This is a genomic window from Leptolyngbya iicbica LK (genome assembly GCF_004212215.1).
Taxonomy (GTDB): domain Bacteria; phylum Cyanobacteriota; class Cyanobacteriia; order Phormidesmidales; family Phormidesmidaceae; genus Halomicronema; species Halomicronema iicbica.
In genome coordinates, this window is record NZ_QVFV01000009.1 from 82,115 (window position 1) to 94,109 (window position 11,995).

The 11,995-nt window shown below is 56.1% G+C and carries 10 protein-coding genes; 8 read left to right on the top strand and 2 right to left on the bottom strand.

What is annotated here, in order from left to right:
- Positions 1-126: 126 nt before the first annotated feature.
- Positions 127-3,309, bottom strand: a complete 3,183-nt coding sequence (locus DYY88_RS21735; RefSeq protein ID WP_039729148.1) for a sll1366 family intein-prone helicase — start codon at positions 3,307-3,309, stop codon at positions 127-129.
- A 48-nt stretch (positions 3,310-3,357) separates the two neighbouring features.
- Between DYY88_RS21735 and DYY88_RS21740 the strand changes: the two genes are divergently transcribed.
- From DYY88_RS21740 to DYY88_RS21760, 5 genes are all read left to right on the top strand, one after another.
- A complete protein-coding gene (locus DYY88_RS21740) occupies positions 3,358-3,918 on the top strand; it encodes a GNAT family N-acetyltransferase (RefSeq protein WP_039729147.1) in 561 nt (186 codons plus the stop codon).
- Positions 3,919-4,089: 171 nt separating this feature from the next.
- Positions 4,090-4,737 carry a DUF938 domain-containing protein gene (locus DYY88_RS21745; RefSeq protein WP_201279082.1) on the top strand — a complete coding sequence of 216 codons (648 nt, stop codon included), beginning with the start codon at positions 4,090-4,092 and terminating at the stop codon, positions 4,735-4,737.
- Between the two features lie 401 nt (positions 4,738-5,138).
- Positions 5,139-5,339, top strand: coding sequence for a hypothetical protein (locus DYY88_RS21750; protein WP_039729143.1), 201 nt, complete (start codon positions 5,139-5,141; stop codon positions 5,337-5,339).
- A 172-nt stretch (positions 5,340-5,511) separates the two neighbouring features.
- Entirely contained in the window at positions 5,512-6,375 is an 864-nt protein-coding gene (locus tag DYY88_RS21755; protein ID WP_039729142.1) for an alpha/beta fold hydrolase, read from the top strand.
- Between the two features lie 138 nt (positions 6,376-6,513).
- On the top strand, positions 6,514-9,318 hold the full coding sequence (locus DYY88_RS21760) for a cation-translocating P-type ATPase (RefSeq protein ID WP_039729141.1): 2,805 nt from the start codon (positions 6,514-6,516) through the stop codon (positions 9,316-9,318).
- 173 nt (positions 9,319-9,491) lie between these two features.
- Here DYY88_RS21760 and DYY88_RS21765 read toward each other — a convergent pair whose 3' ends face one another.
- Positions 9,492-9,752 (bottom strand): CRR7 family NDH-1 assembly protein, encoded by a 261-nt coding sequence (locus DYY88_RS21765; protein ID WP_039729140.1) that lies wholly within the window; start codon positions 9,750-9,752, stop codon positions 9,492-9,494.
- A 239-nt stretch (positions 9,753-9,991) separates the two neighbouring features.
- On the opposite strand from DYY88_RS21765, the gene DYY88_RS21770 reads away from it, so the two are divergent.
- The 3 genes from DYY88_RS21770 (at position 9,992) to DYY88_RS21780 (ending at position 11,980) form a co-directional block, all read left to right on the top strand.
- Positions 9,992-10,189 carry a hypothetical protein gene (locus DYY88_RS21770; RefSeq protein ID WP_130199556.1) on the top strand — a complete coding sequence of 66 codons (198 nt, stop codon included), beginning with the start codon at positions 9,992-9,994 and terminating at the stop codon, positions 10,187-10,189.
- Between the two features lie 1,040 nt (positions 10,190-11,229).
- Positions 11,230-11,424 (top strand): hypothetical protein, encoded by a 195-nt coding sequence (locus tag DYY88_RS21775; RefSeq protein WP_039729137.1) that lies wholly within the window; start codon positions 11,230-11,232, stop codon positions 11,422-11,424.
- Between the two features lie 85 nt (positions 11,425-11,509).
- A complete protein-coding gene (locus DYY88_RS21780; RefSeq protein WP_039729136.1) occupies positions 11,510-11,980 on the top strand; it encodes a gas vesicle protein K in 471 nt (156 codons plus the stop codon).
- Positions 11,981-11,995: the final 15 nt, after the last annotated feature.

The window sequence follows — 11,995 nt, forward strand, 5'->3', positions numbered from 1 at the left end:
AGTTGTGTGCGGATGAGCTCAATCTGGCTTTGCCGGAAGCCGAATCTATCTCAACTAACCCGTGGTCACAGGCGCAACGTTTTTTGAGGTAGCTGTGGCGGCGCGAGGCGTCGTAATGATCATGCGCTAGTCGTCATCGATGACGGCGGTGCGATCTAGCAGCAGCAGGTTGCGGAGGGCGTCGGTGTCGAGTTCGGTGAGCCACTGTTCGCCCGCGCCGACTACCTGTTCCGCCATCGCCTTTTTGGACTCGATCATGTCGTGGATTTTTTCTTCCAGGGTGCCAGTGGCGACGAACTTGTGCACCTGCACGTTTTTCGTCTGGCCGATGCGGAAGGCGCGATCGGTGGCCTGGTTTTCCACGGCGGGATTCCACCAGCGATCGAAGTGGAAGACGTGGTTGGCGCGGGTGAGGTTGAGGCCGACGCCCCCCGCCTTCAACGACAGAATGAACAGGCGTGGGCCGCTGGGATCATGCTGGAAGCGATCGACCATTTCTTCCCGCTTGCCTTTGGACGTACTGCCGTAAAGGAACAGGGTTTCTTGCCCAAAGGTGCGCTCTAAATGGGCCTGGAGGTGTTTGCCCCATTCCGCAAACTGGGTGAAAATCAGGGCACGATCGCCTTCATCCAGCAATTCCGCCACCATCTCGTCAAAGCGCAACAGCTTGCCCGATCGCCCCGCGGCCAGGGTGTCCTTTTCTTCTTTGAGGAACTGGGCGGGGTGATTGCAAATCTGCTTTAGCTTAGTGAGCAAGCCGAGAATTTGGCCCCGTCGCTGCACGCCCTCCGCCGCTTCGATGTCGCGCATGGCTTTTTCGACAGTGGCCTGATAGAGCTGGGCCTGCTCGCTAGACAGGCCGCAAAAGACCGTCATTTCCTGCTTTTCGGGCAGGTCTTGAATGATGGTGCGATCGGTTTTGAGGCGGCGCAGGATGAAGGGCTGAACGAGCGATCGCAGGGTTTTCAGTGAGGCGGTGTCGCCATAGCGCTCAATCGGGGTGGCAAACCGCTTTTGAAAAAAGTTCTTGGGGCCGAGGTAGCCCGGATTCAAGAAATCCATGATGGACCACAGTTCAGCCAGGCGATTTTCCACTGGGGTGCCCGTCAGCGCAATCTGGAATTGGGCCTCGATTTGTCGCACGGCTTTCGACTGCTTGGCGTCGGGATTTTTGATGTTTTGGGCTTCGTCCAGCACGACGCCGAGCCACTCCACCCGCTCAAAATCCTTCAGATCCCGCTGGGCCAGGGCATAGCTAGTGAGCACAATATTCGAGCCACGGGCTTTGCGGGCAAACACCGCCGCATGAGATCGCTTGTCGCCGTGGTGCATCAACACTTTCAACTCTGGGCCAAACTTATAAATTTCCCGCTCCCAGTTGCCCAACACCGAGGTGGGGCACACCAGCAGCACCGGGCCAGTGAGCAGATCCCGCTCCTTCATCGTCAGCAAAAAGGCGATGAGCTGAATGGTTTTGCCCAAACCCATGTCATCGGCGAGACACGCCCCCAGCCCCCACTGTTCTAAAAACGTGAGCCAGGAGACGCCCCGCGCCTGATAGGGGCGTAGCTTGCCCTTGAACCCGTCGGGCTCGCTAATCGGTTCCAGGGACTGGTTGCCTTCCGTCAGGGTGGAAATGAGGTCTTGCAGAATGCCCGAGGCTTCGAACTTGACGACGGGTAGCTTGTCGATGACCTGGGTATCGCCCGTGCTAAGGCGAAGCGCATCTTCGACACTGAGTTCGATGGGGGTGTCGCGCCGTTTGAAGAAGTCCCGCGCAGTGCGCACGTCTTGGGGCCGCAGTTCCACCCACTGGCCGTCAATTTCCAGCAGCGGGGTTTCTTGGGCAACGAGCTTTTCAAAGTCCTTTTGCGACAGCTTTTTGCCCGCGAGGGAAAGCTCCCATTCCACATTTAGCAAGCTTTTCAGACCGAGGCGCTGGCGCTGTTTGCGATCGGGGGCAGCGGCGGCCACTTGAATGCCCAGCCGGTTATCTTCGCTGGGGGATTCCAAGCCGGGGGGCAGGGCGACGCCAAACCCGCTATCCCGCAGGCGCGGCAGGGTCATTTTGAGAAAAACGAAAGTCTGGGCCGGATCGAGGGGAACGCGGTTAGGCCGCCGCTGTTGCAGACTCTCACGAACGGGATCGCTAAATCGGGACGCCCGACCGAGCCCGCCTAATAACGTCTCTTGGGGATTGGGGATCGTTTGGCCGTCGATCACGGCCTGGTCGACGGGATAGTTCCACAGGGTGTCGGCGGGCACTAAGAAGCTGTCGTCGTCGCGGGATTGCAGGTAGTAGCCCAGGTGCCAGGAGTCTTCATCCGTGGCAGGCGGTTCCAGCTTAAAGCAGACGCGAAAGCGGTTTTCATCCACGCTGCTTTGCAGGGGCATGGTCCAGGTGGTGAGGGCATCCCGCAGGCGGGCGGCCGCGATCGCACTACTTTCGATCTCCGGGTTTTGCTCACTACTCAGGGCGGTTAGCCATTCACGCAGGGGCAACTCGGGGCTGAGCACTTCGTTGCTGCCGACAGGCTGGGCCTGCGATCGCACCTGCGCATCGACAATCTGCTGCAAAAAGTCGTAAAGCTGATCGCTGTCAGTGGCGGGCAAGGGCACCGACACACCCAGTGGCTTGCCCTTGCGGGCTTTGGAGATGGGCTGATACGTGCGACCACTGAGAGGCAGATGCCGACTAAAGTGTTGCAATCGTTGGGCATCGGTTTCACTGTCGAGCAAAAGTTGCCACTGGGCGACGGTCTTTTTCTGCGGCGTGATGGCGATCGCGGGCAAAAATTTGCCCCGCGCCTGCAAATCCAGGCTCCACCGGGCCACATGGCTCCAAAAGCGCAGGTCGGCACCGATTTCGATGCCTGCGACTTCCTGTTGTCCCAAGGGCAAACTTGCCAGAAACTGTGCGGCTTCCGCCGGGGTCAGTCCCACCCCGAGAATCTTCCAGGGATGGAGGGCGATCGCTTCCCCCGCCTCGGTCAAATCTTCCGCCGAGTGTTTGGGCAAACACGCATCCGCCGTGATCGCCGTCGGCAAGGCAAGCAGTTGCTCCAACGCGCGGGCAGATTTTTTGCGACTGCGCCTAGTGCCGCCGTCGCCGACCTCGACCCAGAAAGGTTTGGGCAACCCCCCGATCGCCTTCAGCCGCTCCAGCAGTTCAGGCATGGCCATACAAAACGGATGGTCTTGCAGTTCCGGTTTCGGGGGAAACTCGCTGGCCTCTAGCCGCTGCCACATTTCGCCCCAGAGCAAGAACTGCTGCTGTTCGGGTAACCAGCTTCCGTGTACGATTGCCATGCAACACTCAGATCTATCTACAAACCTTACCAACTAACGCGATCGCCAGTGGATCTCCCAATTTACCGCCAAACGAAATCATCTATTCCGGTATGTCTCGATGTGATGTCGGCCCACGAGGCTGAAACGGTGCGGGCCATGCTGAATGAACTGGTGGCCGAGGGGCTCAGCTATCCTCAAGCCGAACCACTGACGGTGGCAGACTTTGCCGCCTATTGGCAGAAGGGCGAGGCCTTTGTCGTCCGCACGGGAGAGGGCACTTTGTCGGAGAACTTGCCCCCCAACCAAATCGTCGGGGCGTTCTATCTTAAGCCAAACTTTCCGGGGCGGTGTAGTCATATCGCCAACGCCGGATTTATTGTAGCGCCGGAAATGCGCGGTCAGGGATTGGGTCGCTGGATGGGGGAAGTGATGCTGCAATTGGCCCGCGATCGCGGCTATCGCGCCGTGATGTATAACCTGATCTTTGAAACCAATATCGCCTCACTAAAACTGTGGGAATCGCTGGGCTTTCAGGAGATTGGTCGCATTCCGGCTGGCGTCTGTCTGCCCGATGGGCGTTATGTGGATGCGGTGATGATGTTGCGATCGCTGGTGAATGAGCCGTGAGTTGGCTGGTGGGCGGGCGATCTGCGGCAACTTCAGATTCTCCCTAATCTCTGGCCAATTCGCGGTCAATCCCTAGCGGCTCTCGATATCGGGAGATGATACGTTGCTTTTACAGGAGTGCCAGGTCTGTTTACTGGTTGCGACCCTGTCTTGACCCAGCGGATGAATGCCATGTCAGCGATCAACAAGCGACAATATGCCCCCGCTGCTGAGCGAAATCGGGAGCCGATTAGTGCAGTGCTGGCCGAGCACTTGCCCGCGTCGGCCACCGTATTGGAGATTGCCAGCGGCACCGGGCAACATGCTGTCTTTTTTGCCGAACAGCTGGCCCCTCGGCACTGGCTACCCAGTGATCCCAATCCCATCGCGCGGGAGAGCATTGCCAGTTGGCGAGCGATCGCCCAACTGCCTAACCTTCATGAACCGCTGGCGCTGGATGTCACCCAAGCGCAATGGCCCGATTTCGTCACCACCTGGCAGCAGCAAAATGCGCCAGAGTCGGCACTGCGAGCGATCGTCAACATCAACATGATTCACATCTCACCGTGGGCTGCTTGTGAGGGACTCTTCGCCGGAGCCGCCCAACTGCTCACGGCGGGAGATGTGCTGTATCTCTATGGCCCTTTCAAACAGGGCGGACAACATACGGCTCCGAGCAACGCTGCCTTTGACCGATCGCTGCGGCAGCAAAATTCGGCTTGGGGCGTCCGCGATCTAGACGTGGTTTGCGAGACGGCGCAACAATCGGGGTTTGTTCTCAAAGCGGTCATTGCCATGCCTGCCAACAACCTGTCAGTCATCTTCCACGCCGCTGATTAACCGGACTGTCGCGCCCTCATTCGTCAGGCCGATGTAGTTCGTCGACTGATACCACCGCCGCCGCTTGCCGGGGCCAATACCCTGGCGATAAATGCGACAGGCACTTGACTGATGTTGATGATCCCAAGCCTTTATTGGAATTCTGTAAAAGTGCTGACAAGTTTCTGTGAAGCCTTTGTGTAATCAGTGTCTCTCCTGATTACACAAAGGTGACCTGAGGGCTACCGTTTGGGTGGAAAGCAAGACGAGTTCCATATTTGCCTCGGATGCTACGACTTTGAGCCGACGATCGCTATATTTCCCGTATAGCCAACCGTCACGCGCCAAATTGCTGGTTACTCTGCTTGCTTTTCAACGTTTCCTGTGAAAGATGTCACGCCTAGCAAAGGGATGGATCAGCTATGGTTTCCGCCGCCCATGAACAGTCCGGGATTCAAACGCTGGTAAAACATGCGGTCAAAGCACGACAGCTAAGCCGCCGAGAGCATTTGCGGCTGACCTCAGCCATGTTGTCTGACCCTGGTATGCCTGCCACCGATCGTTTCCACATCAATCGACTTTTAGATTACGTGCGAGCTGGCAAGATTAGTCTGATTGACTAACGTTTCTGAACACTGGGGCTGTTACCGATTGGTCCCCTCTCTGTAATTAATATCCATTCTGACTTGAGACTTCTGCCTCCTCAGAGCTAACGGCTTTGGGGAGGCAGTTGCGATCGCCCCACGTGAGACCGTAAGCTTAGCGACACTCCAACGGTCTAGAGAAGGGGGCGCGATGGCATTAACCGAAGGCTACAAAGTGCAGGTGGGCAAACTGGACTGGTTTTATCGGGATGAGCCGCCCACCCAGACGAGTAGCGATCGCCTGCCAGTACTGCTGCTACACGGGTTAGTGTCCCAGAGTTACAGCTGGCGCGATGTGATGCCTAAGCTGAACGAACAAGGCTTTCGGGCGATCGCCCCTGATTGGATTGGGCACGGCTTTTCCTGCTTTCCCGAAAAACGCGACTTCGCCTACACTGCCGATGCCTTCGTCACTGAGTTGGGCAACTTTTTGACCGCTCTAGAAATTGACAAAGTGCATCTGGTGGCTCAGGGATTTATGGGCGTCTATGGCGTGCTCTTTGCCCTGCGCCATCCCGAGCGGGTCGAGCGATTGGTCATCATCAACACCCCCCTCGCCCCCGAGGTGAAATTGCCGGGGGCCATTCGCCGCATGACCTGGCCCCTAGCCGGCGAAATGATGACCCAAGATCCCCTCTTGGTCGATCGCACTTTGGAGGGCGGCGGTCCGTATCAGGTGGATGACAGCGATTTGGATGTCTATCGCAAGCCGTTTTTGACCACTTCATCGGCGGGGCGATCGCTGCTATTTACCTTGCGCAACTTTAAATTGGCAGAGATCACCCAAGAAATTGCCGCCAAGCTGCCTGATTGGCCCAAAATGACCCAACTGATTTGGGGCACTGCCGACCCCTGGGTACCTGTAGCTCTAGCAGAAAAATGGGTAGACACCGTGCCAACGGGCGAGCTGGTGAAGCTCGACGAAATGGGCCATTACGCCCAAGAAGACTGGGCCGAAAAAGTGGCCGATGCCTTGGTTCTGTTTTTACGGCGTGCGCCCCTAGACAATGCGTGACGCGCGCGCGACGGACTGAGCGAGAAACAATACGAATCTCTACGAAGAACGAATTCTAACGATAGATTCTGATTTACCCAGGAGGGAGGCCGATAACATGAAGTACGTCGTCAAGCAGGGCTTCTAGGCGCTTGGACTATGACCGATTGGCTCCACACGCCTCCTGAGGGGGGCTGGCATACCCTACTGCCACCCAAAGCACTCACCCTGCTGGATAGTGACCAAGTTGCGGGCCTCTCGCCTGAAACGGTGGAACGTCGCCGTGAACAGGTGGGGGCGAACGTACTCGAAGAAACCAAAGGGCGCAGTAGCTGGCGCATTTTGCTCGATCAGTTCACCAACATTATGTTGCTGATGCTGATTGCGGTCGCCATCATTTCTGGCATCATTGCCCTTCGCGCCGATGAAGTGCCGAAAGACGCGATCGCCATTTTTGCGATCGTGATTCTCAATGGTGTGTTGGGCTATTTCCAAGAAAGCCGCGCCGAAAAGGCCCTCGCCGCTTTGAAACAGATGGCCTCGCCCATTGTGCGGGTGGTCCGGGGGGGCAAAGTGGTGGAAGTGCCATCGCAAGAGCTGGTACCCGGCGACATTTTGCTGTTGGAAGCCGGGATGCAGGTTGCCGCTGATGGCCTGTTGTTAGAGTCGTCCAATTTGCAAGTCCGAGAGTCTGCTCTGACGGGGGAGGCCCAGGCCGTCAGCAAGCAAGCCGCAGAGGCCCTGCCTGCCGAAACCAGTGTGGGCGATCGCACCAACCTCGTTTTTCAGGGCACCGAAGTCGTCTATGGCCGGGGCAAAGTCCTCATTACCCAAACGGGAATGCAGACCGAACTGGGCCGCATTGCCGCCATGTTGCAGGCAGTCGAGAGCGAACCTACGCCCCTGCAAGTGCGCATGGATCAGCTAGGCAATACCCTGGTGACGGGCTCTCTAATTCTCGTGGCCTTGGTCGTCTTCGGGGGGGTGCTGCGCGCTGGCTGGAGCGCATTTGAAGACCTGCTGGAAGTCTCGCTAAGTATGGCCGTGGCCGTAGTGCCCGAAGGCTTGCCCGCCGTGATCACCGTTACCCTAGCCATTGGTACCCAGCGGATGGTGCGCCGCAACGCCCTGATTCGCCGTTTACCCGCCGTTGAAACCTTAGGCTCTGTTACCACCATTTGTTCTGACAAAACGGGAACGCTCACCCAGAACAAAATGGTCGTCCAAGCCGCGCAGACAGCGTCTGCAAATTATCGCATTACGGGAGATGGCTATGCTCCTGAGGGCCAATTTACCGATGCAGACCAGGGCGCGATCGCTGCCCCAGCTCAACCGGAGTTAGTGCAGCTGCTTTTTTGTGGGCTACTCTGCAACGACGCAATTTTGCAAAAAGAGCAGGGCGAATGGGTGATCTTGGGCGACCCAACCGAAGGGGCATTGGTCGTCTTGGCAGGCAAAGGTGGCCTCAATCAACAACAGTTGCTGCACCAGTTTGAGCGGGTCTCAGAATGGGCCTTTTCGTCTGAACGGAAACGGATGAGCGTCGCCGTGCGATCGCCCACGACCAGTCAAAACTTACCGGATGAGCTGACTGCGACTCCCTATTGGCTGCTGGCCAAAGGGTCTCCGGAGCTTTTACTCGAGCGGTGCCAGTCGCTGCAGCGACAGCGCGATGTGGTGCCTCTCGATGACGCCATTCGCCAACAGATTCTCCGCCAGAATGAAAGCATGGCTGCCCAAGGATTGCGGGTGCTGGGACTCGCGTGCAAACCTTTGCAATCTGCCCCCGATGATCACGCCGAGGCTGACATTGTCGAACAAGAGATGGTGTGGCTGGGGTTGGTGGGCATGATGGATGCGCCCCGCCCTGAGGCCAAAGAAGCGGTGCGGCTGTGCCTACAAGCAGGCATTCGTCCCATGATGATTACGGGCGATCATCAGTTGACGGCGCAAGCGATCGCTGCCGACATGGGGATCGCCGCCCCTGGTGCTGATGTGCTCACCGGCCAAGCCCTCGAAGCCATGGCGCAAACCGACCTACGACAAGCCGTGCAGCAGGTGCAGGTCTATGCCCGCGTGTCGCCCGAGCATAAGCTTCGCATCGTCCAGGCCTTACAAGCAGAGCATCAAATTGTCGCCATGACGGGCGATGGCGTGAATGACGCGCCCGCCCTTAAACAGGCCGACATTGGCATTGCGATGGGCATCACCGGTACCGACGTCAGCAAAGAAGCCAGCGATATGGTGTTGCTAGACGACAACTTTGCCACCATCGTCGCCGCTGGGGAAGAGGGTCGAGTGGTTTACAACAATATTCGCCGGTTTGTGAAATACATTCTGGGTTCCAATATTGGGGAAGTGCTGACGATCGCCGCCTCGCCGATCTTGCTGCCAATTTTGGATGTGCCGCTGACGCCCCTACAAATTTTGTGGATGAACCTGGTGACTGATGGTTTTCCGGCGTTGGCCCTAGCAGTGGAACCCGCCGAGCCCGACGTCATGAAGCGCCCGCCCCATGATCCCAAAGAGAGCATCTTTGCTCGGGGTCTGGGTGCTTATATGATCCGCATCGGCCTTGTCTTCAGTGTGATTTCGATTTCGTTGATGTATTGGGCCTACTTTGCCGCTCAAGATCCCAATGTTCCCGGTGATCCTGAACGTTGGAAAACCATGGTGTTTACCACGTTGTGTATTGCCCAAATGGGACACGCGATCGCTGTACGTTCCGACACCCAGATGACCTACGAAATGTCCCCCGTTTCCAATCCCTTTGTCCTCGCCGCAGTGGTCATCACCACAGTGCTGCAGATGATGCTGATTTATGTGGAACCGTTGCGCAATTTCTTTGGTACCCATTTGCTCAATCCCACTGAGCTATTGATTTGCTTTGGCTTCAGCACGCTGATGTTTGTCTGGGTAGAGGGCGAAAAATTGGTGCGAAAACTCCGATCACCCCGGCAGTAGAGCGCCGGATAGGCCCCACACCCCGATAATGACGAGTGATGGAGTCAGGGTCGGTATCGCAGTTCCGTCAAGCCGTTGGGCCGTTCATTTCGGTGAATCCCCACCGCTTGCCCATCATCCGGACTTGCTACCAGATGCCGCCCGCCCGCCCCAGTCGCTGAGGTGCCGCCACATTATTTCTCTAAGCGAATGGCAAACCACTGCATTGTTTGGCCGGGCTGGAGCTCAAAATCACAGGCCGTGTTAATCAGATATTGCGCTTGTGCGGTTACCGTTGGTTGCTTTGCCAGATCCCGAGGTAGATCGGCTTGGTGATCGCGCAAGATGGTCTCGATGCGCTGGTGTAGTTCTTCTGCGGTCAAGATTTCTTCTGCCGCTCCCGGCATCAACAGCACAAAATAGGACTCTTCATACATCAGAGATCGATCAACCATCAGACTTTCCTACTAGCGTCACTGATTCAATCTTAAAGGGGGCACCGTCTCTTCCCAGGTGTGGGCAAGCGACTTTCGCAATGTCGGTTTTGAGAATGAGCCCGAGGCTGGTGCGATCGCCCGGCTGTTGCACTGCTTGGCCCGCTGCAACACTAGAGCTGTTGAGAATTAGGGACTAGCTGCAACAAGGTGCCCCGCGATATCACTGCGTTAGTGACAAACTTCATCGGACGACTGACATGCACCACACTTCCATGCCCACCAATCCTGCCCTGACTCGCCAACATCGCCTGCGGGCGATCGTGAAACGCCTGGTGATCGAATTGGGTTATCTCGAATATTGCCTGGCTGCAGGGCTAGAAGACACTAACCTGCAGACCGCTGCCCTGAGCATTGATACGGCCATCGACTGCCTCAATGAACATCTCGTTCCTTAGTGCGATCAAGTCATTCAGTCACCCCTGAGCCGAGGCACTGCCGCTGATCCCTTGAACTGTCATTTGATCAGGGGATTTTGGCCTCTTCTCTTCGGCCTCACACAACTCATCTTGGGATAGTTGTGTGAGGCCGAATCCGAATGCAAACACCTTGAACAAAAGCGCTATCTCGTAAGAGCGAACGGCCATTCGCGCCTAAAAATCGAGGGTATGTAAGCAGGATTCAGTATTAGTCCGTTCTCTAAAATGCTCTTGGCTGGCTAACTAGATATTCTTGTTTCGCCAACCCTTTTGACCCTCACCCCCCAAGCATGTTGTTTGGGGCCTGCTACGTAATTTTTCTGATATATCGATCCCTAAGGCGATCTCAAGTCTTGCGCCACCAGCAGTTTTTGATGAAGGCTCTATGAAGTATGCGCACGATCACACCAATTTTTTGTGAATTGGGCATTCTAAAGATGTAGAAATACAGTACCTTAGCGATTTCGTAGATTGGCTCTACTGAGGTGAATAATCCCTCTAAAAAATTCTCTCAAGTCGCAGTGAATCTGTAGTTGCTATTCAGAGGTAGTTAATCGTGATGAAATATACCGCCATAGACAATCGCCCCACTTTCGACATTTTTTTGCAATCCGGAATTTCTGTATTTGGCTTTATTTTGCTGGTGATTTTGCTGGCATAGTTTTGGGCGGTTGCCCGCCGGCAGTTTGTCGGCTCGTATTCCGGCCATTGCAGAGTTGTGACAAGGTTTGACGTGGTGATTCGATCGCTTCACCAACCGGGAAAAATAGCGCAGCTAGCAGGGTTGTTGTAAGACGAAGATGAGTCCTGCGCGGAAAACGATTCGCGACTGTTGGCCGCGATCGCTGGGGAGCTGACAACCCCAGCTATCTCATCTTCTGTCGCTGTGCCATGTATGCCAGGCATTTCCATCGGGGCCTCATAGACAGCAAAATCAACCCCCGTCTAGACGTTACTTAACGGCAACTCATCCTGATATCTGTCAGCTATTTTTCCAGTGTCATTTCTACGGAGCGATCATGATTCAAATTCGTACGATGAAGCAGGTGGCTAGCAGCCGCACTATTCCTAGCTTTCGCTCATGCCGTCGGTTAACCCAAGCCGATCAAGGTCAGCGGCTTGACCAAGGACGCATGGTCATGGGGCGGGCTCAAGCGCTCACCCAAGATGCTCGCCGTCAATGGCTGAATGGCGTCTGGCGATCGCGGCCCTAGGCGGCCAATGCCACCGTCGCCACAAAAGTATCAAAAAGCGTATCCCTACGGTTGGGGTTGAGAGGGCAAGCGCTAAGCTAAACCCATGACACCTCCGGAAAATACCCCTTCAGAAAGTGATTTTGCCCTGGCGCGTTCCGGCAATGCGGATGCCGGTTTGGCACCGCTATTGCTAACGGTGACTGAATTGGTGCGCCAGCTCATGGAAGCCCAAGTGATTCGTCGTATGGAGTCGGGGCATTTAGCCGATGAACAGCTCGATCGCGCGGCTGAAAGTTTGCGGCGATTGGAGGCCGAGATTGTGCGGCTGTGCGAGATTTTTGAAATCGATCCCGCTGACCTCAACATTGATCTTGGAGAGCTAGGGGCTTTGCTGCCTCGAAACGGTGGCTACTATCCGGGCGAGACGTCTGACTCACCGTCTTTGCTGGAATTGCTCGATCGCTTGCTCGATACAGGCGTTGTCGTCGAAGGTGATGTTGACTTGGGACTGGCGCAACTCAATCTGATTCAAGCAAAATTACGATTAGTGTTGACCTCGAAACCGGTGAACTGAGGTAAGCTTTCAGCG